Raw genomic sequence first — 24,558 nt, forward strand, 5'->3', positions numbered from 1 at the left:
CGTTTTAGTAGATCAGCGCATTGCAATCAATAATCAGCGCCACTTCTCCGTTTCCGAGAATCGTAGCGCCGGAAATCGCAAAGACGTTCGTCAAATAGTCGCCGAGTGATTTCAGTACGACTTCCTGCTGTCCGATAAAAGAATCCACGACAAAAGCAGTGGATTTATCGCCCTTTTTCACGACGATTACATGGAACTGATCGGCATCCTGTTTTGAATCCGTAATGCCGAATTCTTTTTTCAGATAGACGATCGGAACGATTTGGCCTCTGAAATCAATCACTTCTCTGTCATGCGTCTGCAGGATATCTTTCTTATCAATAACAGCCGTCTCTATAATAGAAGAAATCGGTATCGCAAACGTCTCTTCTTCCAGTTTAATGAGAAGAACGGATATAATTGAAAGTGTCAGCGGAAGCTGGATACTGAAAAGAGAACCTTGGCCTTCCGCGGATTTGACACTGACAGAGCCGCCGAGTGATTCGAGTTTATTTTTTACGACATCCAGGCCGACGCCCCGCCCTGAAATGTCAGAAATTTGATCGGCAGTCGAGAAGCCCGGAGCAAAAATAAGCTCGTAAATCTCATTATCTTCAAGCGTTTCAGCATCACGTTCGGTGATTACACTCCGCTCGAGCGCTTTTTCAAGAATTTTCTTTCTGTTCAGGCCGGCCCCGTCATCTTCAACCTCAATAAAGACGTGGTTGCCGCTGTGATATGCCTTAAGCACGACATGACCTGATTCCGGTTTTCCTTTATTCACCCGCACTTCAGGCGATTCAATGCCGTGATCGATGCTGTTTCTGATTAAATGAACAAGCGGATCGCCGATTTCATCAATCACCGTGCGGTCCAGCTCCGTTTCAGCTCCGATGATGGACAATTCGATTTTCTTGTTTAATTCCTTTTGAAGCTGGCGGATCATTCTCGGGAAACGGTTAAAGACGGTTTCTACCGGCACCATCCGCATATTAAGAATAATAGACTGAAGGTCGCCCGAGATTCTGGTCAGGCGTTCAACGGTTTCAGTCAGCTCATTGTGGTCAAGCTCTTTGGCGATCTGCTCAAGACGTCCGCGGTCAATGACAAGTTCTTCAAAAAGGTTCATTGAAGAATCCAGTCTTTCAATGTTGACGCGAATCGTTTTCGAGCCGCTGTGATGCTTCGGCTGTTCTTCCGTTTTCGCTTGCGGCTTAGGCTGTTTCTCAGCCTTTTTAACCGGAGCTTCCTTCACCGGTTCAGCCGCTTGCGGTTTTTCGGCCGTTTTTAACGGCGCACCGGCAGAAATTTCGACATTCTCCACTTCTGAAATGCCGCTGATGAGTTCTTTAATTTCTTCAGCAGGCTGCTTTGTCAAGAAACACACCTGAAAATCCGTTCCGAAATCTTCCGTCTCAAGCACTTCCGCGGCGGGTATCGTTTTTGCGACTTCCCCGGCTTCATTCAGCTTTTCAAATATCATGTACACGCGCACGGCTTTGAGCATGCAGCTTTCATTCAGGGAAACCGTTATTTCATAGCGGCTGAATCCTTGCTCTTCCGCCTCTTCAATAACAGTCCGTTCGAACTCGTCATAATCCCATTCAGTTGAAGCCTGTTGTTTTGAAGCCGGCGGTTCTGCTGTTTCGGCTGAAGCCGCAGTCTCATGCACCGCATTTACGTCGAGCTTCGCACTCACTTCAGAAATATCACGTTTGCCGTCTCCTCCGTCAATAATGGACTGCACCATCTCTTCAAGATGATCAAGCGCTTCAAACAGCACATCCAGCCAATCTGATGTAACGGGCATTTCTCCGTTGCGGATGGCGTCCAGCACATTTTCCATCAGGTGGGTTAAATGCGCCAGATCTGTATACCCCATCGTTGCGCTCATGCCTTTCAGCGTATGGGCAGCTCTGAAGATGTCATGCACAAGCTGAAGGTCTGCCGGATCTTTTTCCAACAGCAGCAGCTTTTCGTTACATGTCTGTAAGTGCTCTTTACTTTCATCAATAAAGACATCTAAATATTGATTCATATCCAATTGATTCACACCCTCTCTTTTTTCACACATCCGGTAATGGATGCCGCGATATCTTCCACATGTTTAATCTCATGAATGAGGCCCGCCTTTATCGCTGACTTCGGCATTCCGAACACAACACAGGATTCGTCCGATTCCGCAATCGTTTTAACGCTGCCTGTTCTAAGCATTTCTTTTACGCCCTCGGTTCCGTCGCTGCCCATGCCTGTCATAATGACGGCTACCTTTTCGTAATCGGATAAGCGGCTTGCCGACCGAAACAAATAATCGGCTGACGGTTTATGCCGGCTTTCCGTATCATGAACGTCAAGAATGATGCGGAGCCTTCCGCCTTCCTCTGCAACCGTCATATTTTTTCCGCCGGGCGCGATGTACACCCATCCGTCTTTCGCTTCTTCACCGTTTTCCGCTTCTTTGACCTGAATATCTGACAAATGGTTGAGTCTGTCTGCAAGTGAAGCGGTGAAGCCTTCAGGCATGTGCTGAACGACAAATACAGGCGCCTTTAAATCCTTCGGCAGTTTCGGAATCACCTTTTGCAGAGCCCGCGGTCCGCCTGTAGAGGTCGCGATGAATACGGCCTGCTTGGCGGATCTTACTTTCGGTCTTTCAAATCCCGCCAAAGCCGGACGTTCCGGGATAGAAGACTCTTTCACTGCCGCCTCAGGTTTTTGTGCGCGGGACAGCCCGGCTGCAATCACCCTCTCAATCAGCTGCTCTTTAATTTTATAAAGATCAAGTGAAATTGCTCCGGAAGGCTTGGTGATAAAATCAAAAGCGCCCATTTCCAGGCAGTTGATCGTTCGGTCCTTCCCTTGCTGTGTCTGGCTCGATACCATGATGACGGGAAGTTTATATATGCTGATGATCTTCCGCAATGTATCCGTTCCGTTCATGACCGGCATTTCAATATCAAGCGTGACAACATCCGGTTTGAGAAGCTCTATTTTCTTCAGCGCCTCTTCCCCGTTTCTGGCTGTCCCGATGACTTCTATCTGCACTTCCGCAGCCAGAAAATCGGTAATCATCTTTCTCATAAAAGCTGAGTCATCAACGACAAGCACACGAATCACTGTAAAGTCCTCCTCAATAAAAAAGAAGATAATCTCTCAATAAATGCCGGTTTCTCTTCTCTTGGTTTGTTTTCTTCCGTTTGAAACAAGACATCCGTCAGAAGACGGACGGACCTGCTGGCTTTTGCTTGAGGACTTTTTATTAAAAAAGGCACCTGGTCAATGACGGCTTGACTTACTAACGGGTCATCGGGTATGGAGCCGGCGAAACGCACCTCCGCGCCTAAAAACATGTGAATCGCATGAGAAAGGCGGTTGTACGTGTCCAGCGCCTGTTTTTGGGCGCGGGCGCGATTGACGGCAATGTTTACGGTCAGCCGTTCATCCGCGAGCAAGAGATGTTTGATCGCGCTGTAGGCATCCATAATGGCCGTCGGCTCAGGCGTTGTCACGGCGAGAATGTCTTCCGCCGATAAAATAAACGGCAGCTGTTCTTTTGAAAGTCCCGCTCCCATATCAAACAGAACGTAATCAAAATCGCTTAATACAGCGGAAAGACCATTCATAAAAGCCGACCACTTCTCTCCGTCTGCTTGATAGATCGCCTCAAGCCCCGTTCCTCCGGATATGTAGCGAAGGCCTTTCGGACCGGAGGACAGTGATTGCGCCAATGCGTGCCGATTCTCCATCACATCAATAATGGTGCGGGAAGAAGCAGCGCCGATCAGCACATCAATGTTGCCCATTCCGATGTCAAGATCAATGATGAGTGCTTTTTTTCCTTTTTCCTGCAGGGCAACTGCCATGTTTAATGTTAAATTAGATTTTCCGACGCCGCCTTTACCGCTGATGACGGCTAATGTCTTCGCTTTTTTCTCATAAAGCTCCGGCTTGATCATTTGCCGCTCTCTCATTTTCCTTCTTAATGACTCTGCCTGATCGGGTTTCATGTCAAAAGCATCCTTACAAACTCTTTTGGTGAAGCCGATAGGATGTCTTCAGGCACATCCTGTCCATTTGTCAAATAGGCGGCGCCGATTCTTGATTCCGACAGCACTTGAAACACGGAGCCGAGTGAGGCGGTTTCATCCGTTTTCGTGAAAATGAATTGATTGACCGGCACACCTGAAAACTGTTTCAGCACCTGTTTCATATCTTCATATTTTGCAGATGCGGATAATACGAGAAAGGATTGTAAGCCTGATTCAAACGGAATCATCTCTTGTAATTCCGTAATATACTGCTCTTCTTTAAAGTTTCTACCGGCTGTATCAATGAAAACATGGTCATATTCAGCGAATTTTTCCAGTGCCTTCAGACATTCTTCCTTTGAATAGCATACTTCAAGAGGAGCCTGAAGCAGCTCCGCATATGTCTTCAGCTGCTCGACCGCGGCAATCCGGTAAGTATCCGTCGTCATAAAGGCAATTTTTTTATGCTCTGTCAGCATTGATGAGGCCGCGAGTTTCGCAAGTGTAGTCGTTTTGCCGGCCCCGGTTGAACCGAAAAGCACGACGTATTTTGATTGAATCCCTTCCTGCCACCTGTCTGCCGAAGGGAGCTTTTTCACTAACAAATCCTGCAGTTTTGAGCTGACATTATCTTCAGTTAAATCTCCGGAAACAATTGAAGAACGGAGCAATTCACTGAGTACGGCGTTTTGCGTATGATCAGGAAGCCCGGCTTGCTTCAATAGTCTCTCGGCTTTTTTTAATGGTTCAGGGAGCACTTCTTTAAAATGCGCCAGTTCGCCGGAAATACTTTGATCCGGAAGACGCGGCGGCTGAACAGGCTCAGCTTTCTCCGCCGTTTTGGTCTTTTTCATTTCTTCAGCGGCAGCCGGCGGCGTTTTTCTCGCTTCCCTGACGTCACGATCTAAAACCGCTATCACTTCGACGGCCTGCTGCGACCGCAGCCCCAGCCATTTTCTTTTCTTTACTTGTTTGGAATGTAAAATAACGGCATCATTGCCGAGTTCCTTTTTGATTTGCTTCGCGGCATCCTGCATTGAAGCGGCTGTAAATTTTTTTATTTTCATTAAATATCCACCACTCCAATGCTCTGTACTTCAACATTTGCTTCCAGCTCATTATAAGAAAGAACCGGAAGATCAGGGAAATACCGTTCTAACAGCTGTTTTACATACATTCTGACAGCAGGCGAGCAAAGAAGAATCGCCGACTCCTGGCGGATGGAAAGCTGCTCGGCCTCTTTAGCGACAGAACGGATGATGCTGTCTGAAACCTCAGGGTCGAGTGACAGGTAATTGCCCTGTTCAGTCTGCTGTACCCCGTCTGCAATCGCTTTTTCCACCCGGCCTGAGCATGTGATGACCTTCAGCGTTTCATGCTCTCTCGCATATTGTGCCGTGATTTGTTTGGCAAGCGACTGTCTAGCGTATTCTGTCAAAAGGTCTGAATCTGTCGTTAATCTTCCGTAATCGGCAAGAGTTTCAAAAATGGTCACCAAGTTTCTGATTGAAACTTTTTCTCTCAGCAATTTGGCAAGCACCTTTTGAATATCGCCGACAGAAAGAGGGTTTGGCGTGACTTCCTCAACAAGCACAGGATAATTTTCCTTCAGATGATCGATCAGCTGCTTGGTTTCCTGTCTGCCGACCAGTTCATGGGCGTGCTGCTTAATTTTTTCTGTAATATGCGTAGATACGACTGATGCCGGATCAACAACTGTATACCCCAGCATGTCCGCTTCATCTTTTGCAGCTTCGCTGATCCATTTTGCGGGAAGTCCGAACGACGGTTCAATCGTTTCAATTCCTTCAATGACGTCATCTTCAGGCGTCGGTGACATCGCTAAGTAATGATCCAGCAGGAGCTCTCCTTTAGCGACTTCATTGCCTTTAATTTTCAATCTGTATTCATTCGGCTGGAGCGCGATGTTATCTCTGATGCGCACAACCGGAATGACAAGTCCCAATTCAAGCGCAAGCTGACGTCTGATCATGACGATGCGGTCAAGAAGATCACCGCCCTGCCCCGCGTCTGCAAGCGGCACGAGTCCGTATCCGAACTCAAATTCAATCGGATCAATATGTAAAAGCTGCACAACGCTTTCCGGGCTTTTCAGTTCATCCGCCTGAGCCTCTTCTTCAAGAATTTCTTCCTCTTCTTCGCTCGGCTTATCCGCTTTGGACAGCATGTAAGCGCCGAATGCAAGCAGACCGGCGATCGGCCCCGTCAGCAGAATGCCGATCGGTGTAAGAAGACCGAGCAAAAGTACAGTTCCCGCGGCTACATACAAGAGCTTCGGATAAGCAAACAGCTGGCCTGTAATATCATGACCGAGGTTTCCTTCAGATGCCGCTCTCGTCACGACGATCCCCGTAGCCGTTGAAATGAGCAAGGCCGGCATTTGAGAAACGATACCGTCACCGACCGTCAGCATTGTAAAGTGAGACGCAGCTTCTTGTATGCTCATCCCCTGCTGCAGCATGCCGATTACGATTCCGAAAATAATATTGATCATCACGATGATGATACCCGCGATGGCATCCCCTTTGACGAATTTGCTCGCACCGTCCATGGCGCCGTAAAAATCCGCTTCCCGGGCGACTTTTTCACGTCTGTGCTTTGCATCCTGCTCCGTAATCATGCCGGCATTTAAATCCGCGTCAATACTCATTTGCTTTCCGGGCATCGCATCGAGCGTAAATCTCGCCGCCACTTCCGATACCCGCTCGGCGCCTTTTGTAATGACGATAAACTGAATAATAATCAAGATAATGAAGACAACAAGCCCTACCAGCACATTTCCGCCGACAACGAAATTCCCGAATGTCTCAACAACCTTTCCCCCTTCTCCGTGAGAAAGAATCGAACGTGTCGTCGACACATTGAGCGAAAGCCGAAACAGCGTCAATAACAGCAGCAATGACGGGAATATCGAGAATTGCAGCGGTTCTTGCATATTCATTGTGGTGAGAAGCACGATCAACGCAAGAGAGATATTAATGATGATCAAAATACTTAACAACCATGGAGGGAATGGAATCACCAGCATTGCCACAATGAGGACAACACTTATTAAAACCGATAAATCTCTTGTTGACATGCTGTTTTTCTCTCCTTTTGAATCTGAAATTCACTATACTTTTTGTTTCGTTTTATATACATAAGCCAAAATTTCCGCAATGACTTTGAAAAACTCTTCCGGCACGGCCTGGTCAATGTCAACCTGATCATATAACGCACGCGCGAGCGGCCTGTTTTCAATCGTCATGACATCGTGTTCTTTGGCGATCTGCCTGATTTTTAATGCGAGATGGTCGACCCCTTTGGCAACAATGTAAGGAGCGTCCATTTTCTTTTCATCATATTTTAAAGCTATCGCATAATGGGTCGGGTTGGTAATGATGACATCCGCTTTCGGTACTTCCTGCATCATCCGCCTCATCGCCATTTCCCGCTGCTTCTGCTTAATCTTGGACTTGATAATCGGATCACCCTCCGATTTTTTGTATTCATCTTTTATATCCTGTTTTGACATTCTGATATTTTTCTCATAATCAAAACGCTGATATAAGTAATCAAGCCCGGCCAGCAGCATTAAAGCCCCTGATCCCGCAAGCCCCATCCAAAGAGTGAGCTTGGAAACGAAAGTGAGCACTTCCGCAGGAGTCAAAAGCGGAAGGCGGAGAATATCGCCATAATGCAGCCAGAGCACCATAAAGGCGGCAAAACCGACCACAGTAATCTTCAAAATGGATTTGACCAGTTCAACAATCGCCCTCATGCTGTAAATCCGCTTAAATCCTTTCAGCGGGCTGAGCTTATTCAAGTCAGGCTTGAGGACTTCCGCAGAAAACAGAAAACCCACCTGCATGTAATTGCTCACGACACCCGCCACAAGCGCGACCAGCATAATCGGCGCGAGAATGAGGCTGATATCTTTCACCGTATCCACGAACAGTTCATGCACGGCAGATGCTGACAGATGTAAAGATATCGATTTCGTATAAAACGTTTTAATAAAGGACAGCAGCCTGTCCCGCATATAAGGACCGAGCGCGATCAGCGAAAGAAAGATAATCAGTAAAGAAACGGCTGTATTCACATCCGTACTTTTCGCGACCTGTCCTTTCTTTCTTGTATCCTTCCGTTTTTTCGGCGTGGCTTTCTCCGTTTTTTCACCGGCAAAGAATTGCAGATTCAGTCTGAGCCTCATCATGTCACACCGACCAATGCCAATAGATTCCGCATGGTTTCAACGGTAAGGCTGAAGATGTTGCGGACAACGACAAACATCACCGCCATACAAACGATCAGCATAATAAAGCTCACGGCTATTTTCAGAGGAAGCCCGACAACGAAAACATTCAGCTGCGGCACCGTTCTCGCCACGATACCGAGCGCCAAATCAACTAAAAACAGACTGGCCACAACCGGCGCAGACATTTGAAAAGCAATAATAAACATGGCATTGAAGCTTTTTGCGATAAAAAGTCCAAAGTGATCATTTCCAAACGACGGAAATGCCTGATCAAGCGGGATATACTGAAAGCTGTAATAAATCCCGTCCAATAAAAGATAATGGGCGTTTATGCTGAGCATAAATAACAGCGCCAGCGTATAAACGAATTGTCCGATCAGCGGGCTTTGCGTTCCTGATTGCGGATCAATGACATTGGCGATGGAAAAGCCCATCTGAAAATCAATAAAGGAACCTGCTATCTGAATGGCTGTCATCATCATGAAAGCGATCAGCCCGAGGCTCAAGCCCACAACGGCCTCTTTTATGACAAGCAGCATATACTGTTCCCCTATTTCTATTTCCGGCGCATGTTTCAGCGTGCTGAAGCAGATCACCGAAAGAAAAAAAGCAAAGCCGATTCGGTGAACCGCCGGCAGATTCCGATGTCCGAACACCGGCACCGTTACAAAAAAAGCAGAGATTCTGATAAAGACCAATAAAAAAGCGGGAAATAAATCAATGATGGAATTCATTTGATTCTACCCTGCAAATCGGTTCAGATGAGAAAACAGATCAGTTGTGAACGAAAGAATCGTCGACAGCATCCAAGGACCGAAAAAGATCAGTCCAAGCATCACCGCCACGATTTTCGGAATGAACGCAAGCGTCTGTTCCTGGATTTGAGTTGTCGCTTGAAAGATACTGACGAGCAAACCGACAATCAGCGCGATCGCAAGCAGCGGCCCGCTGATCATTAGTGTTACATATACGGCTTTTTCCGCCATGGAAATTACAAATTCTGAACTCACAATTAGCACCTACCCTAAAAGCTGTCAAGCAAAGATTTCACGATTAAATACCATCCATCGACCAAAACGAAAAGCAATATTTTAAAGGGCAGAGAGATCATAACCGGCGGTAGCATCATCATTCCCATTGACATTAAGACGCTCGCCACGACCATATCGATAATTAAAAACGGAATAAAAATCATAAAGCCCATTTGAAAAGCGGTTTTGAGTTCTGATATCGCATAAGCGGGCACCATCGTCGTCAAAGGAATATCCTGAATCGATTCAGGTTTTTTCATTTTGGCATAGTTCATAAACAGCGCCAGATCCTTCTGCCTTGTATGCTTGCTCATATACTCTTTAATCGGCTTCTCGGCTTTTGTATATGCTTCATCGAGACTGATTTTATTGTCCATCAGCGGCGTTAAGGCTTCCTTATTAATCTCTGAAAAAGTCGGCGCCATAATAAAAAACGTCAAAAACAGCGCAAGGCCGATTAAAACCTGGTTGGGAGGCATGTTCTGCGTCGCCAGTGAGGTTCTTACAAAAGACAGGACGATGACGATTCTCGTAAAGCAGGTCATCAAAATCAGAATCCCCGGCGCTACTGAAAAGACAGTCAAAAGCAGCAGTAATTTAACAGTGGAGCTGACTTCGGTCGGACTGCTTGAATTAAAAAGATTAATAAATTCATTCATGATGATAAGGGCCTTTCTTCTTTCCTTCAGAACGGCTTTGTTTCAGCTCGTTCAGCTGTTCTTTCAGCGCTTTTGAAAACGACGGAAGCATCGTTTGCGGCTTTTTTTCTCCATCCTTACGCCGATTTACGAGCTTGGTCCATTCCACTTTTGAAGACATCGACTCTTCGTATTGGCTCAGAATCGCCTCGCGCTCTTTTTCATCTTCAATTTCTTTTAAAAGCTGTATCGTTTCGCCCACACCGACTACGAGAACACTGTTTCCCACTTTAATCAGCTGCACGGAACGGTTTTGGCCGACTGACGTTCCGCCGATATTTTCTACATATTGAAACGGCTTCAGCAGACGGTTTCTTCTATTCATCAGTTTGACAAATCCATAGATCAGCAGAATGACGAATAATAACGCCCCAATCATCTTTACAAAATCAAAAGCGGAGACAGAAGATGCAGAAGCATCCCCTATCTCTTGATCAGCCGTTTGTTTCGATGTATCGCTTTTTTTCTCTGTTTTGTTTGTTGATTGTTTGTCAAACCATTCGTTGACGGTGGAATTGTCAGACTCCGCCGCAAAAGCAGGGAACGGATGTACATTGAGTAAAACGAAACAACAAATCAAAGCTAGTAAACCATGACTCTTTTTCAACAGTCGTACACCCTTTAGCTTAATGTTTTATTAATAGCTTCAAGCACGCGGTCCGCTTGGAACGGTTTCACGATAAAGTCTTTTGCACCGGCTTGAATCGCGTCAATAACCATTGACTGCTGGCCCATAGCCGAACACATGATGATTTTCGCCTGCGGATCGATTTGTTTAATTTCCTTTAAAGCTGTAATCCCGTCCATTTCAGGCATTGTAATATCCATTGTCACAAGGTCGGGGGAATGCTCTTTGAATTTTTCGACTGCCTGCGCTCCGTCTGAAGCTTCAGCTACAACGTCAAAACCGTTCTTCACTAAAATATCCTTGATCATCATTCTCATAAATGCTGCATCGTCTACAATTAAAATTCTGTGTGCCATAATCTGTTTCTCTCCTCTATGTTCGCTTATTTTAAATTGTTAAGGCGGTCTGCCTGACTTAAAATATCAGTGACTCTCACGCCGAAGTTTTCTTCTATGACAACGACCTCGCCCTTTGCTACGATCCGCTGGTTGACCAGGATGTCAACAGGTTCACCAGCCAGCTTGTCAAGCTCAATAATGCTTCCCGCAGAAAGTTCAAGGATTTCTTTGACGCTTCTCTTCGTTCTGCCGAGCTCAACCGTAACGGAAAGCGGAATATCCATCAGCATATCAAGGTTATTCCTTGATCCTTGCGCCGCTTCGTTATGATCAAATGCCTGGAATTCTACCGGAGCGACTTGAACAGGAGCAGCTTTTTTTGCGGTTCCCTGTCTCTTCGGAAGCTCGGGTTTTGCCTGCGGCTCCGGCTGCATGGCAGGTTCCGGCTGCGGCGTTTCGTATGTTTCCTGTGGTTCTGATACGGTTTCTGCGGCCTCTGACTCATGCTGGTCTGCAGTCATCAGGTCTGCGATCAGATCTTTCGCAAACGTAATCGGATAAAGCTGCATGATGCTCGAATCGATTAATTCGCCGACTTTCAGACGGAATGACACTTTTACGAGCAGGTCATCCTCAGGTATTCTGTCGGTCCCTTTTTCTTCCGTCACATCCAGAAGTTCAACCCTTGGCGGAGAAATGTCAATCTTTTTACTGAACACGGTCGACATTGACGTAGCAGCCGAGCCCATCATTTGATTCATTGCTTCCTGCACGGCGCTCAGGTGGATTTCACCGAGTGACGGATCGGCGCCCCGGCCGTCCCCGCCGATCATCAAATCCGCGATGATGGCCGCGTCGCTTTGTTCGACGACGAGCAAATTGCTGCCGTCAAAGCCTTCTGTGTAGTTCACTTCAATGGCAACATACGGATGAGGAAATTCATCACTGATTTTGCTTTTTGAAATGACGGTCACACTCGGCGTCGTAATGTCCACTTTTTGATTTAAAAGAGTGGACAGCGCCGTAGCCGAGCTGCCGAACGAAATATTCCCGATTTCTCCGATCGCATCGCGCTCAAGTTCAGACAAGTTCGCCCCTTGAGGCTGTTCTGTATCCTCTGACTGACTGCTTGTGCCGTTAAGAAGAGCATCGATTTCATCTTGAGATAATCTATTGTTCATCTTGTTCACCTCTTATGTCGTGATCTAAAATTTGCACTGCCTGTCTTCGATTCACCCGGCCGGCCTGCCCTAAAAACTTCGGTTTGTTTCCGACCAATACAGTAAGAGGATCAGTCACTGATTTGTCCAGAGTTATACAGTCCCCGACTTCCAAACTTAAAAATTCTTCTATTGTCAGTTCAGAAGCGCCCAAGAGAGCCACAACGGGAATTTGAGCCGTCATGATGCGCTTTTCAAGCAACTTCGTTTCTTCGGGCTTCGCTTCATTCCGGTCTGATTGCATCCAATAATGTACGGAAAGCTTAGGGATAATCGGCTCAAGTACGACATGGGGAATACAAAGATTAATGACACCGCTGATTTCACCTATCTGCGTATTGAGAGAAATGACAACGACTGTTTCATTTGGGGAAACCATCTGTACAAACTGAGGATTCACTTCAAATTCAGTCATTTCAGGGTCAATATCAGCAATCGATTGCCACGCTTCTTTGTAGTTGCCCAGTGCATTTTCAAATAAGTTAGAAATAATATTCGTTTCAATTTCCGTAAGGCTGTCAGCTTTGTTATGAGTGATGCCGATGCCTCCCATGACGCGGTCAAGCATTGCGTATGCGATGGTGGGATTAACCTCCATCATGATTCTGCCTTCCATCGGATGAACATCGAATAAATTTAAAATCGTCATGTTCGGTATGGAACGGATAAATTCTTCATACGGCACCTGGTCAACTGAGCTGACGGATATATGAATATACGTTCTGAGCTTGGCGGAAAAGTGTGTTGTGAGAAGCCTCGCAAAGTTATCATGTATCCGGGTTAAACTGCGTATCTGATCTTTCGAGAATCTGAGAGCCCGTTTAAAATCATATACCTTTACTTTTTTCTCTTTAACTTCCTTTTTCAGCTCTTCCGCATCCGCCTCACCCGTGGAAATGGCGGAAAGCAGTGCGTCTATTTCATTTTGGGAGAGAACTTCTCCTGACATTTTCTTCACCTCCGTATTCTGTCAAATTTGTTTTTATTGCAGATTAAAGGAGGTAATGTACACTTTCTGAACTTTTCCTTCTTGGAGATAGCTGTTTACTTTCTCTTTTAATGATTGTTTAAACGCTTCTCTTCCTTTATCTCCCTCAATCTCTCCGGCGCTTGTGCCGGCTAAAATGGAAATGATGTTGTCTTTCACCTGAAAATCGCGTTTTTCAAGTTCTTCCTTCGCTTTAGCCGAGTCGGTTTCAAGCTTGATGCCGATACGGATGATGCTGTCAGACTTTAAGTTTGTCGTAATATCGTCGACAGACACAGTGGCTGCAACGACTTCGTCAATTGTCGGCTTTTTATCTTTGCCGGAATTTCCGCTGACGACAAAATATGCTGCCGTTCCGAGGCCGGCGATGACAATTAAAATAATCAGCAAAATGATGACTAATTTTTTCTTCATTCTTCTTCCTCTATTCCCTGATCCAGTGAAAATATTTGTATACTATGGTAAAACGATATGACTTTTTTGAGAACTGCTTCTTCCGGTTCTTTCACTACGAACTTTTTGCCGTTGGACAGTGTAATCGTCGTGTCGGGGAAGCACTCAATCTGTTCGATAAACAGCGCGTTCAGCGTAAAAGGCTGGCCGTTTAAACGGGTGACTTGAATCATGCAATCCGGAGAAGCGGCCTAACCGCCTCTCCTCCCTCCTTACCGTTTCAGATTAACCAGCTCCTGAAGGATTTCATCTGAAGTCGTAATGATTTTTGAGTTTGATTGGAAACCGCGCTGAGCAACGATCATTTCGGTAAATTCATCTGTCAGATCTACGTTTGACATTTCAAGATAGCCTGCCAAAAGCTTACCTGTTCCGTTTTCGCCCGGAGTGGTGACTGCGCTTGCAGCTCCTGAACTTAATGATTCTCTGTAAAAGTTGCCTCCGATTTTTTCCAGACCGGCGCTGTTAGGGAACGTGACCAGACCGATTTGTCCGGCATCATGAACCTCATCCCCTGCATCAGTGTATGTAACGGTTCCGTCTGCACCGATGCTGTAATCTTTCGCATCAGTCGGAATATTGATTTTGCCGCCGCCGATTTTTTCAAGATAGTATCCGTCAGTCGTAACAAGGTTCCCTTGATTGTCCTTTCCGAAATTCCCCGCACGTGTGTAAACAATTCCCGCACCTGTATTAATCTGAAAGTAGCCGTCTCCGTCAATGGCTAGGTCGGTTTTATTCTGTGTAGCCTGCGGGGCGCCGGTTGAATGAACAACATCAATGGAAGAAGTCGCGGCACCCAAGCCGATTTGTTTTGAATTGGTCACGTTTGAACCGCCGGCGACTGTCTGGCTGATCATATCTTTAAATGTAACGCGGCTTTTCTTAAATCCCACTGTGTTGACGTTGGCGATGTTATTGCCGATTACATCTAGTTTTGTCTGAAAGTTTTTCATGCCGCTGATACCGGAATATAATGAACGTAACATGTTAAATTCCCCCTGAGTTTCTTATTATTTAGATGTTTCGCTGACGGCCGTGACATTCCACGGACTGACCTCTTTGCCATTTTCAAGCACGAGCACGTAATTGCCGTTTGAATGCTTGACTGAATTGACTGGGCTTGTCTGATCCTTCCCGTCGCTGTCGCTGAATGTGACATTTTTGCCGATCCAGTTCACATACATCGTAAACGGATCTTGATTTTCTACAAATTTAGTCATCGTCGTATTCATATTCATCATTTGCTCCAATGAAGAAAATGTCGCCATCTGGCTGATAAATTCTTTGTCATCAACCGGATTGAGCGGGTCCTGGTTTTGAACCTGTGTCATTAAGATCTTCAGAAATTCGTCTTTCCCTAAATTCGTGCTGCTGTTTACTGCGGCGGTGCTCTTCGCGCTTGAAGTGGTTGAAGCGCCCGCCGCGGCATAATCCGAGTTTACTGATGTCAACTATTCTTCCTCCATTTCATTGAGAGAAAGCTCCTCCAGCATATCTCCGAAATCGCCTGACTGCTGCTGGTTCTTCTGCTCTCTCTGTCCCTGATGCTGCTGTTTATTGTGATCGGCCGTCTGCCCGTAAACAGGCTGCTGATCCCCGCTTTGAAGCGGGACTGTAAAACGGTCGACCTGGACCGACATATTCGGAAGCGACTGTTTCAGCTGAGGAAGATGCTGTTCCAGCAGCTCTTTCGCGGACTGGCTGGATGCGATTATTTTGCTTTGAAACATCCCGTTTTCGTTTGTCACCTTAATTGTGACAAATCCGAGGTTCTCGGGATTAAGACGAATCGTAAAGCTTCCGGTTGTTTTCCCGAAAGGCGTGTATTTCATCTGTTTCCAGCCGCTGATGACCTGATCCGTTAACGGTTTATTTTCTGCCGGCTGCTGTTCAGCTCCTGCGGACGTTTGCTGAATGCCGGCAAGGCTTCTCGTTCCCGAAAACAGTATATGTGCAGACAATTTGCTGTCAGGCGCCTTTGCGTGAGAAACCGTGCCGCCGTTTTGCTGTTCTGTTTTTCCGGCTGACTCTTGGGATGATTCAGATGATTGAGATAACACAAAAGCTTTCAGCTCAGTTTCAGCCATATCCCATTCCTTTGTTCCCTTTTGAGAAAGGCCCGCAAGCTGCTCCGCGACGCTTTGAAAGCTCTTCAGCTCAGCGGCTGTCATGGAGTAAAGTTTAGATGCAGATTCGTTTTTCGGAAAAAATGTCTGCCGCAGGTCTTGAATCACGCGGTCTGGGACACCTTGTTTTTTCAATGCCTCTAATAAACGGGCGCCTTCCTGGTAAACCGCCTTTGCCTGCGCGCTGTCAGGCAGTTCCTGCTGAGATGTGAAGAGCTGGGATACGGCTTCTTGAATGAAAAGCAGACCCTTCTCAAGCGCATCCTTGACGGAATCCCCGTCTTTTGCGAAAGAATCCGGCTCATCCGTTTCAGGCTTCGCCCCATGCTTTTTCCCCGCTAACATGTCTTCAACAGATTCGGCAAGCTGTTTCAATAAAGGAAGAGCTGTTTCAGCCGTCTGCTTTCCTTCAAGAGCTTTTACCGCCTCAAGCAGCTGTTTTAGCTGCAATTCTTTATCTTCCGGGCCGGCTTTCAGCCAATCACCGATTTTCGATAGGGCATCATTCAGCTCAGCGTCACTTGTTTTGGTTTCATCTCCGGGCTGCCGGGGAGAAGTGATTTCCGACAGGAGCCAGTTCTGAAATAGACCTAAGCTGTTTACATTCATCTTCACATTGCTGTTTTGTGCAGCCTGCGTACGATTACCCGTTAATTCAAGCAGCTTCAACTTACATCACTCCTTATTTCCGTCAGCGGATAGTTTTTCTGTATATTTAGCCGCTTGTTCAGGAGTCATTTTCGTCAAGATTTCAGCAAGCTGCTTTTTACTTAATCCGTTTAAAATATCGAGGGCTTCTTTTTCTTTCAGCTTTACGATAATGCTTGCCGCTTTACCGCTGTCCATACTTTTATAGATGTTGATCATTTTATCTTTTCCGGCTGAATCCGCAGCGTCTTTTTTCGTTTCATCCGTCTTCGTTTTCTGCTGCTGTTCAGCTTCCTGTTTCAGTGAACGGATTTTCTGATTCAGATTATCGATTTCGGACTTGCTTGTGTCTAAATCTTTATTCAAAATGTTAATTTCACTTTTTTGTTCCTTTATGGTCTTTTCAAGAGAAGCCGTTCTGTCTTCCTTCTGCTTTTCCCCCGCGCTTTTCATTTCTTTCGTTTCGGGAACCAATTCTTTTAAAACAGGCGTTTTAGCGGCTGTTTCCTGAATCGGCTTCATCACATCAACGCCGGCAGCCCAAAGGATGATGCTTGCGACGATGATCAGAAAAATCAGCGGGATCATGATAAAAAGCAGGATTGAACCGAACTTTCCAGATCTCTTTTCTTTATCGGCCATTTCATTCGCTCCTAATGCCCCTGAATCATAAACTGCTTGATTGAAATGTCGTCCATTTCCCTCATCTCTGCAGCTTTGTCTTCAAGTGCGAACATATTAAATTGTTTTTCCCGCATTTTTTCAAATTTCTTTACTTCAATGTTTTTTTCGGTGAGCTGTTCCTGCTTCTCATTCATTTCATTTCGTTTCATGATGACAAGCTTTTGATAATGATAGATGGTGTTCTCAAGATTGGAAACGAATTGCTGATAATGTCTCATTTCCTGAACGCTCATCCCGCATTTAAGCTTTGATTCTTTGTCTTTTTCGAGCAATTCTTTTTTGCTCATATTTTCATATAGTTTTTCAGCCACTGTCTCAAATTCAGAAACCGATTGTCTGTATTCAGTCAATGTTTGGTCTTTTTCATTTTCTTTTAATTCCAGCAGCTTTTGAAATCTGAATTGGTATGCCACGATGTTTATTCCTCTTTTCCTGTCAGACTCGTCAATGCCGCAATGCTGTCTTCCAATTGAGCAGGTTCTTCCGTTCCTTGTTTTAAAAATTGAATAAGCTGCGGATAAAACTGAATCGCTTCATCAATTTCTCTTGATGATCCTCTTTTGTAAGCTCCGATATTAATGAGATCTTCAGAGTTTTGATAAGTTGACAGAAGATCGCGGAATTTGTTGGCCGCCTCTATATGCGCTGTGTCTGAAATATTAGACATGACCCTGCTGATGCTTTTCAGGATGTTCACGGCCGGGAACTGCCCTTTGTTGGCAAGCGCCCGATCGAGAACGATATGCCCGTCTAATATTCCGCGCACCGTATCGGCAATCGGTTCGTTCATGTCATCTCCGTCTACGAGAACCGTATAAAAAGCGGTTATCGTTCCTTGTTCATTCGCGCCCGTTCTTTCCAGCAAACGGGGCAAAATAGCGAACACAGAAGGTGTATATCCTTTTGTTGTCGGCGGTTCTCCCGCTGCCAGGCCGATTTCCCGCTGAGCCATCGCGACCCTCGTGACAGAGTCCATCATGAACATCACATTCCGGCCTTTATCGCGGAAGTACTCTGCAATGGCGGTGGCCGTATACGCCGCTTTTAAACGCATTAAGGCAGGCTGATCAGAGGTCGCGACTACGACTATCGAGCGTTTCAGGCCTTCTTCACCTAAATCCTTCTCGATGAATTCACGCACCTCGCGCCCCCGTTCCCCGACGAGTGCGATAATGTTTAAATCAGCTTCAGTCTGCTTCGCGATCATTCCCATCAGGGTGCTTTTTCCGACTCCGCTTCCGGCAAAAATCCCGATTCTCTGCCCTTTTCCTACCGTCAGCAGACTGTCAATCGATCTGACGCCGACACCCATCTTTTCCCGTATCGGCGGGCGTTTCATCGGGTTTGGCGGCGGCTGTTCCGTCGAAACGGGGGACAAACCTTTCGGAAGCGCCCGGCCGTCAAGAGGTTCGCCGAACGCGTCGACAACTTGTCCGATTAAACCCGCGCCTACTTTGATGCGGAGCGACTCGCCAGTGGCCTCCACAATGCTGCCCGGCGCGATGCTGGCCGCTTCCAGATAAGGCATTAACAGAATGTTTTCATCTTGGAAGCCTACAACCTCAGCTTTAATCGCTTTTCTCGCATGGCCTTTCGGATAAATGAGACAAACATCTCCGATTGAGCTTTCGGGCCCTTTTGATTCAATCATCAGCCCGATGACCCGTTTAACCTTGCCGTAGCGCTTGTACGGATCCGCTATTTCAATTGAGTCTATTAAATACTGTGTCTTCATTGCTCCGCTCCCGCCTCAAGCGCCGTTAAAAGTTTTTGCTTTAATTGCATCAGCTGGGTGTCTATGCCTGCATCAACACGTCCGAACGGAGTTTCTATCGAGCACGTTCCCTTCGCGGCTTTTTCATCGGCATATAAGCTTAATCTGCATTCTTTGTATAACAGCTGCTGAATTTCGTCCATATGCTGATGAACCGTCTCATAATATTCAGGGTCCACATAGATGGAGATGTCATCATAATCTTTTACTTCGGCTACTACCTGTTTGACCAGCAGAAGGAAAGCCTCTTTATCATCACTTTTTTGCCGCCATACTTTTTTAGCGAGCGCAACGGAAAGCTCAATGATTTCTTCCTCAGCGCTTTCCAGTTTTTCCTCGACTGACTGTCTCGCCATTTCCATAACGGCATTGGCCCGGCTGATGAGATTAGCGTATTCAGCTTGAGCCTCGGCTTTTCCCAATGCCATGCCTTCTTCATATCCTTCTGCCTTTGCTTCTTCTATCAATCTTTGTTTTTCTTCCGCCCAGCGGTTTTTCTCTTCTTCAATCTGCAGAAGAGTGTGCTCTAATTGATTTTTCGCTTCTTCAGACACCCTGTCGGCTTCGGCCTTGGCAAAGGCCATGAGAGCCTCCGGATTTTCGGGTTCCTCCCGGTCTGGATGGGAATGTGATTTCCTGACTTCCTGCAAGGAAAGCTTGCGCCGTTTTTGTTCAGGAGAAAATGGTGATTGCTGTTTAATGATATTAGACAATAATATCGTCTCCTCCGCCTCGCGCGATTACAATTTCTCCGGCTTCTTCCAGCTTGCGGACGACGCCCACGATTCTTGATTGCGCCTCTTCTACATCACGCAAACGCACAGGCCCCATAATTTCCATTTCCTCTTTAAACGTTTCAACCATACGCTGTGACATATTGCTGAAGACGATCTCTTTGACTTCCTCGCTCGCAACCTTCAATGAAAGCAGGAGGTCGTCGTTTTCAACATCTCTGATCACGCGCTGAATCGCACGGTTATCAAGGGTGACAATATCTTCAAAGACAAACATCCGTTTTTTGATTTCATCCGCCAATTCAGGATCTTGGATTTCCAATGAATCAAGGATCGTTTTTTCCGTTCCTCTGTCTACGCCGTTTAACACTTCAACAACGGCTTCTATGCCGCCGGTCTGCGTATAATCCTGCGTAAAGGAGGAGGACAGCTTTTGTTCAAGGACCCGCTCCACTTCATTTATGATTTCAGGAGACGTTCTGTCCATAACCGCAATCCTTCTTGCCACCTCAGCCTGAACGTCCGGGTTCAGCTCAGACAAAATCTGTCCGGCCTGCACCGGGTCAAGGTAGGATAAAATCAGCGCCATCGTTTGCGGATGTTCCTGCTGAATGAAATTTAAAATCTGTTCGGGCTCCGCTTTTCTCGCGAAATCAAACGGCTTTACCTGCAAAGAAGAGGTGAGCCTGTTTAAAATGCTTACCGCTTTGTCTTCTCCGAGCGCTTTTTCAAGCACTTGGCGGGCGTAATTTAAACCGCCTTGTGAAATATAGTCCTGAGCGATTGCGATATTATGAAATTCTTCAATGATTTCATCTTTTCTTTGATGATCGACGCTTCTGACCCCCGAAATCTCGAGTGTCAATCTTTCAATTTCTTCTTCAGACAAATGCTTGTACACAGAAGCTGATACATCAAGGCCTAAGGAAATCATGAGGATGGCTGCTTTTTGTTTTCCTGTAAGCTTGTTCTGATCACGTTTCGCCATTTTCCACTCCCCCTAATCCTCGTCCAGCCAGCTTCGAAGCAATTTAGCAAAGTCTTCCGGTTTTTCTTTAGCCATTTTTTCAAGCTGTTTTCGTCTGACTGTTTCTTCCGTTTCAATTTTCTCTTCGTTGATATCAGGCAATCGAACCGGCTCGGGCGGTGTTTCATATTCATATTCTTCGTATTCATCCTCTTGTGAGCGTTTCTTTCTGATGAGGAGAATAATAAGCAGAATAATGGCCGCAAGCAGTACGCCGCCTGTAATGTATACCCAGATCGGAAGACCTGAAGATTGTGCCGAATCTGTGTTCAGGCTTGTTTTTCCGTCAAACGGCTGAACGGATACAACGATTTTATTGTTGATATCATTGTCTGTCAGGTTTTGATTTTGCGTTTCGTTTTTATCAAGAGACGTTCTGACGACCGTTCCTAAAATCTTCTGTATATCAGCCTGTCTCTGTGCTGATAAGGAAGCGGCATTTTTCGGATTAGGCGGCTCCACCATGACCTGAATGCCTAAATCACGCACTTTATACGGGCTTTCAGCGATTTCTTTATGAATGCGGTTGACTTCATAGTTGATTTTATTGCTGCTTTTTTCGTAGTCCCCGCTGTTTGAACCGCCGTTTGTCTCGGCATAGTTCGCGGTGTCATTGCTTCCCGTTCCGGCCGTGCCGCCGTTGGCCGCGCCGTCGCCTTTATACGTTTCCGCAACTTTTTCGACGCTTACCGCTATGCCTTCCATGTTATCTTTATCGACAGGTTCGACAGTGTCTTCAGTGCGTTTTTCCTTCGTGAAGTCAACATCCGCCGTCACGGAAACAACGACCTTATCCTGCCCCATCATTGTGCCGAGCAGTGACTGAACATGTTTTTGAATGTCCTTTTCGACCTGCGACTTAATACCTTGCTGAGAAGCATAACTGTCAGAAACGGACCCTGCACCGCTGTCACTTTTGTCATAATATGTAGAATTTTGATCCATTATGACGATATTATCTTCTTTTAAGTTCGGAACACTTTTAGAAACGAGATGGTACAGCCCGTTGATCTGGTTTTGATCAAGCGAGTAGCCCGGTTTCATCTGCAAAACGATTGAAGCGGACGCTGCCGGCTGATCTTCACCGACGAACACGGCTTCTTTCGGCATGTTGATCATGACCTTCGAGCTTTTAATACCGTCCATTTCATTTATCAGGTTTGACAATTCGGTCTGAGTCGCCTCAACCTTTAAAACGTCAAACTCATTATCCGTCAGGCCGAAGCCCGCATTTTGTCCGAAAAACGAATAATCAATTGATCCCGTTTTCGGCAGGCCTTCCGCGGCAAGCTGGACTTTAAGCGCATCCACTTGGCTCTCAGGAACCTTAATGACCGTGCCGCCGTCAGCAAGTTCAGAAGACACCTTTTTCGTATCGAGCTCTTCTTTAATCTTCCCCGCTTCTTCCGCGGACAAATCTTTATAAAGAGGCACCATCTTTTCAGACGAAGTAAAAATAATAACGACGATGAGTAAAATAATGAATGCGGCCAAGCCGCTTACCATGAGTATCTTCTGTGTTTTTGATCTGTTGTTCCAAAACGCTGCCGTTTTGGTTTTCATTTGCATTAGAGTACGATTCATGTTAACCCCCGGTCATTCCAGTCATTCTCTTCAATCTGACCACTACATCTGCATTCTCATGATTTCCTGATAGGCTTCCACGGCTTTATTGCGGAATTCGGTAGCGGCCGTCAGAGAAATATTTGCTTTTTGGGCAGCGATCATGACCTCGTCAAGGTTTACATCCTTTCCTGCAGCCAGTTCGTTCGTTATTTGGTCAGATTTCACTTGTGACTCATTTAACGAATCAATAGAGTTTTTTAAAAGCTCCGAAAAGCTTGTTTGGTTTGAAGAATCAGTTTTTTGAGTTTGGTTTAATTGATTCGTTACGTTTTGAGTATTTTGGGTTTGTTGAAGCTGAAAAGGAGTAATAGCGTTAACCACTTACATCACCTTACTTTCCGATTTCTAACGCCTTCAAAAGCATGCCTTTGGAGGCGTTTAATGCAGTTACGTTTGCTTCGTATGATCTCGAGCTGCTGACAAGATCCACCATTTCCTTTAATGGATCTACATTTGGTTTTTGTACATATCCGTCTTTATTCGCATCAGGATTCTCCGGATCATAAACGAGATTAAAAGCGGACGGGTCTTCCGTAACACCAGATACCTTTACGCCACTTCCCGCGCTTCCTGTTCCGTTCATCTTGGAATGTAAAAGGGACGAAAATGATTCGCCTCCGGATTGGAGAGATACCAGCTTTCTTCTGTAAGGCACCCATTCGCCATTTACCTGCTTCGCTCTCGTTGTATCCATATTGGCCAGGTTGGACGATACGACGTCCATCCGGACACGCTGTGCAGTTAAAGCGGAACCCGAAATATTTAAGCTTTGAAAGCCACTCATTATTTTCCTCCTGTCAAGACGGTTTTCAGAGAATTGAATTTGCCGCTCATTCTTTCAACCAAAGCCTGATAATTAATTTGGTTTTCGGCTAAATCTGTCATTTCTTTGTCGATATCGACATTGTTTCCGTTTTGCTGGTACGATGTATCACTGCTGGACACGATAGAATAATCGTCCCCCGAACCCGTAAAGTCAACGTGCCGATAGTCGGTTTTTACAGCCTCAAGATTGGATGTTTCCTGATCTAACAAATTTCGGAAAGAGACTTTTTTTGCCTTATAGTTCGGTGTATCTATATTGGCGATATTATTAGTTAAGACTTTTTGCTTAATGTCCGCTCTCCCCAAGGCATTCTCAAGATTTTGTATAGTTCCAGAAAATAAGTCCAAATCCACTTACCTCCATTTCAGATATTTTTCTCCTAAAAATCCTTGTCGAGAATTGTAAAACCATATGCTTATTGTAAGAAATAACAGGCTTAAAGTCTATGAAGTTAGGCTAAAAAAAAGTGCTCAATTATATCTATTTTGCATGTAGGTATTAAGTCCTAGAATATTTGTACTACAAGGATTTGTTTAATATAAGACTGAAAATAGCAGAATTTCTGTTTCTTCCTCCTTTTTTCACACAGCAAGATGGATTATCTCAGATCAGATTCCAATAAGCAACTTTAAACTGCAACTTTTCACCTATTGTCCATAAAAAAAGCAGAACCCCCATTTTTAGGGATCCTGCTTTTGTCTTAATGAGATTTAAGGTTTTCCAATTCAATAAGGAATTTGTTGTTCAGAACTTTAATGTACGTCCCCTTCATTCCCAGTGATCTGGATTCAATGACGCCTGCGCTTTCCAGCTTTCTCAGCGCGTTAACGATTACTGAACGCGTAATGCCGACACGGTCCGCAATCTTACTTGCCACAAGCAAGCCTTCGTTTCCGTCAAGCTCTTCAAAGATATGCTCAATCGCTTCAAGTTCACTGTAAGACAGAGAACTGATCGCCATTTGAACAACCGCTTTGCTTCGCGCCTCTTCTTCGATTTCTTCCGCTTTTTCTCTTAAAATCTCCATTCCTACAACGGTTGCTCCGTATTCAGCAAGAATGAGATCATCATCTTCAAATTGATCCTGCAGACGGGACAGAATGAGCGTGCCCAGTCTCTCTCCTCCGCCGATGATCGGCACGATCGTTGTTAAGCCCGCTTGGAACAGGTCTCTGTTTTCTACAGGAAACGCCGTGTATTCGCTGTTGATATCAAGGTTTGAAGACGTCTCCGGAACATTGAACAGATTTCTCGTGTACTCTTCCGGGAACTGGCGGTCTTCAAGCATTTTTTTCATGCGGTCATTTTCAATCTGCTGATTAATAGAGTAGCCCAAAAGCTTTCCTCTGCGGCTGACGACGAAAATATTAGAATCAATGACGTCACGAAGCGTTTCAGCCATTTCTTTAAAGTTTACGGGTTTGCCTGCCGCAGCCTGCAGCATGCTGTTAATAATTCGTGTTTTTTGTAGTAAAGCCATGATAAATAA

General features: G+C 45.7%; 28 protein-coding genes. All 28 read right to left on the bottom strand.

Annotated elements, in window-relative coordinates:
* Window positions 1–4: 4 nt before the first annotated feature.
* Complete coding sequence (gene cheA, locus D5S11_RS04770; RefSeq protein ID WP_047935717.1) at window positions 5–2,023, bottom strand: chemotaxis protein CheA; 2,019 nt, start codon at window positions 2,021–2,023, stop codon at window positions 5–7.
* A gap of 5 nt (window positions 2,024–2,028) precedes the next feature.
* The gene (locus D5S11_RS04775) at window positions 2,029–3,096 is read right to left on the bottom strand and encodes a protein-glutamate methylesterase/protein-glutamine glutaminase (protein WP_047935716.1); all 1,068 of its coding nucleotides are present in this window, start codon (window positions 3,094–3,096) and stop codon (window positions 2,029–2,031) included.
* Window positions 3,093–3,986, bottom strand: coding sequence for a MinD/ParA family protein (locus D5S11_RS04780; protein ID WP_108724973.1), 894 nt, complete (start codon window positions 3,984–3,986; stop codon window positions 3,093–3,095). Before D5S11_RS04780 ends, D5S11_RS04775 begins: the two co-directional genes overlap by 4 nt.
* Window positions 3,983–5,074: a flagellar biosynthesis GTPase FlhF gene (flhF, locus tag D5S11_RS04785; protein WP_015417475.1), complete on the bottom strand. Its 1,092-nt coding sequence runs from the start codon at window positions 5,072–5,074 to the stop codon at window positions 3,983–3,985. Before flhF ends, D5S11_RS04780 begins: the two co-directional genes overlap by 4 nt.
* On the bottom strand, window positions 5,074–7,107 hold the full coding sequence (flhA, locus tag D5S11_RS04790; protein ID WP_007409788.1) for a flagellar biosynthesis protein FlhA: 2,034 nt from the start codon (window positions 7,105–7,107) through the stop codon (window positions 5,074–5,076). The genes flhF and flhA overlap by 1 nt, the downstream gene beginning before the upstream one ends.
* Before the next feature lie 33 nt (window positions 7,108–7,140).
* Window positions 7,141–8,220 (bottom strand): flagellar biosynthesis protein FlhB, encoded by a 1,080-nt coding sequence (gene flhB / locus D5S11_RS04795; protein ID WP_007409787.1) that lies wholly within the window; start codon window positions 8,218–8,220, stop codon window positions 7,141–7,143.
* Window positions 8,220–8,999, bottom strand: a complete 780-nt coding sequence (gene fliR, locus D5S11_RS04800) for a flagellar biosynthetic protein FliR (protein ID WP_012117557.1) — start codon at window positions 8,997–8,999, stop codon at window positions 8,220–8,222. Before fliR ends, flhB begins: the two co-directional genes overlap by 1 nt.
* A gap of 6 nt (window positions 9,000–9,005) precedes the next feature.
* Window positions 9,006–9,275, bottom strand: a complete 270-nt coding sequence (gene fliQ / locus D5S11_RS04805) for a flagellar biosynthesis protein FliQ (RefSeq protein WP_003154234.1) — start codon at window positions 9,273–9,275, stop codon at window positions 9,006–9,008.
* 14 nt (window positions 9,276–9,289) lie between these two features.
* Window positions 9,290–9,955: a flagellar type III secretion system pore protein FliP gene (gene fliP / locus D5S11_RS04810; RefSeq protein WP_007409786.1), complete on the bottom strand. Its 666-nt coding sequence runs from the start codon at window positions 9,953–9,955 to the stop codon at window positions 9,290–9,292.
* Window positions 9,948–10,601: a flagella biosynthesis regulatory protein FliZ gene (gene fliZ / locus D5S11_RS04815; RefSeq protein ID WP_020955822.1), complete on the bottom strand. Its 654-nt coding sequence runs from the start codon at window positions 10,599–10,601 to the stop codon at window positions 9,948–9,950. The genes fliP and fliZ overlap by 8 nt, the downstream gene beginning before the upstream one ends.
* Window positions 10,602–10,615: 14 nt before the next feature.
* Window positions 10,616–10,978, bottom strand: a complete 363-nt coding sequence (gene cheY / locus D5S11_RS04820; protein ID WP_003154238.1) for a chemotaxis protein CheY — start codon at window positions 10,976–10,978, stop codon at window positions 10,616–10,618.
* 26 nt (window positions 10,979–11,004) lie between these two features.
* Window positions 11,005–12,141 carry a flagellar motor switch phosphatase FliY gene (gene fliY / locus D5S11_RS04825; protein ID WP_025284727.1) on the bottom strand — a complete coding sequence of 379 codons (1,137 nt, stop codon included), beginning with the start codon at window positions 12,139–12,141 and terminating at the stop codon, window positions 11,005–11,007.
* Complete coding sequence (fliM, locus tag D5S11_RS04830) at window positions 12,131–13,129, bottom strand: flagellar motor switch protein FliM (protein WP_003154240.1); 999 nt, start codon at window positions 13,127–13,129, stop codon at window positions 12,131–12,133. Before fliM ends, fliY begins: the two co-directional genes overlap by 11 nt.
* A 33-nt stretch (window positions 13,130–13,162) precedes the next feature.
* The gene (fliL, locus tag D5S11_RS04835; RefSeq protein ID WP_032871479.1) at window positions 13,163–13,582 is read right to left on the bottom strand and encodes a flagellar basal body-associated protein FliL; all 420 of its coding nucleotides are present in this window, start codon (window positions 13,580–13,582) and stop codon (window positions 13,163–13,165) included.
* Window positions 13,579–13,794: a swarming motility protein SwrD gene (gene swrD, locus D5S11_RS04840; protein WP_003154243.1), complete on the bottom strand. Its 216-nt coding sequence runs from the start codon at window positions 13,792–13,794 to the stop codon at window positions 13,579–13,581. The genes fliL and swrD overlap by 4 nt, the downstream gene beginning before the upstream one ends.
* A 39-nt stretch (window positions 13,795–13,833) precedes the next feature.
* Window positions 13,834–14,610, bottom strand: a complete 777-nt coding sequence (gene flgG, locus D5S11_RS04845) for a flagellar basal body rod protein FlgG (protein WP_108724974.1) — start codon at window positions 14,608–14,610, stop codon at window positions 13,834–13,836.
* 24 nt (window positions 14,611–14,634) lie between these two features.
* Window positions 14,635–15,075: a flagellar hook assembly protein FlgD gene (gene flgD, locus D5S11_RS04850; RefSeq protein ID WP_015239855.1), complete on the bottom strand. Its 441-nt coding sequence runs from the start codon at window positions 15,073–15,075 to the stop codon at window positions 14,635–14,637.
* Window positions 15,076–16,419, bottom strand: a complete 1,344-nt coding sequence (locus tag D5S11_RS04855) for a flagellar hook-length control protein FliK (RefSeq protein WP_032866056.1) — start codon at window positions 16,417–16,419, stop codon at window positions 15,076–15,078.
* A 6-nt stretch (window positions 16,420–16,425) separates the two neighbouring features.
* Window positions 16,426–17,040, bottom strand: coding sequence for a MotE family protein (locus D5S11_RS04860; RefSeq protein ID WP_032866057.1), 615 nt, complete (start codon window positions 17,038–17,040; stop codon window positions 16,426–16,428).
* 11 nt (window positions 17,041–17,051) lie between these two features.
* On the bottom strand, window positions 17,052–17,495 hold the full coding sequence (gene fliJ / locus D5S11_RS04865; protein ID WP_003154253.1) for a flagellar export protein FliJ: 444 nt from the start codon (window positions 17,493–17,495) through the stop codon (window positions 17,052–17,054).
* 5 nt (window positions 17,496–17,500) lie between these two features.
* Window positions 17,501–18,817 carry a flagellar protein export ATPase FliI gene (gene fliI, locus D5S11_RS04870; protein WP_032866058.1) on the bottom strand — a complete coding sequence of 439 codons (1,317 nt, stop codon included), beginning with the start codon at window positions 18,815–18,817 and terminating at the stop codon, window positions 17,501–17,503.
* Complete coding sequence (gene fliH / locus D5S11_RS04875) at window positions 18,814–19,569, bottom strand: flagellar assembly protein FliH (protein ID WP_032866059.1); 756 nt, start codon at window positions 19,567–19,569, stop codon at window positions 18,814–18,816. The genes fliI and fliH overlap by 4 nt, the downstream gene beginning before the upstream one ends.
* Window positions 19,562–20,578, bottom strand: coding sequence for a flagellar motor switch protein FliG (gene fliG, locus D5S11_RS04880; RefSeq protein ID WP_003154256.1), 1,017 nt, complete (start codon window positions 20,576–20,578; stop codon window positions 19,562–19,564). The genes fliH and fliG overlap by 8 nt, the downstream gene beginning before the upstream one ends.
* 12 nt (window positions 20,579–20,590) lie before the next feature.
* Entirely contained in the window at window positions 20,591–22,201 is a 1,611-nt protein-coding gene (fliF, locus tag D5S11_RS04885; protein ID WP_032866060.1) for a flagellar basal-body MS-ring/collar protein FliF, read from the bottom strand.
* A gap of 42 nt (window positions 22,202–22,243) precedes the next feature.
* Window positions 22,244–22,564, bottom strand: a complete 321-nt coding sequence (fliE, locus tag D5S11_RS04890; RefSeq protein WP_007409777.1) for a flagellar hook-basal body complex protein FliE — start codon at window positions 22,562–22,564, stop codon at window positions 22,244–22,246.
* Between the two features lie 10 nt (window positions 22,565–22,574).
* A complete protein-coding gene (gene flgC, locus D5S11_RS04895; RefSeq protein WP_007409776.1) occupies window positions 22,575–23,027 on the bottom strand; it encodes a flagellar basal body rod protein FlgC in 453 nt (150 codons plus the stop codon).
* Complete coding sequence (gene flgB / locus D5S11_RS04900) at window positions 23,027–23,416, bottom strand: flagellar basal body rod protein FlgB (protein ID WP_003154260.1); 390 nt, start codon at window positions 23,414–23,416, stop codon at window positions 23,027–23,029. Before flgB ends, flgC begins: the two co-directional genes overlap by 1 nt.
* Before the next feature lie 353 nt (window positions 23,417–23,769).
* Window positions 23,770–24,549 carry a GTP-sensing pleiotropic transcriptional regulator CodY gene (gene codY / locus D5S11_RS04905; RefSeq protein WP_003154263.1) on the bottom strand — a complete coding sequence of 260 codons (780 nt, stop codon included), beginning with the start codon at window positions 24,547–24,549 and terminating at the stop codon, window positions 23,770–23,772.
* Window positions 24,550–24,558 lie beyond the last annotated feature (9 nt).

Origin of the sequence: Bacillus sp. L75, from assembly GCF_003676355.1 — a bacterium.
GTDB classification, from domain to species: domain Bacteria; phylum Bacillota; class Bacilli; order Bacillales; family Bacillaceae; genus Bacillus; species Bacillus velezensis.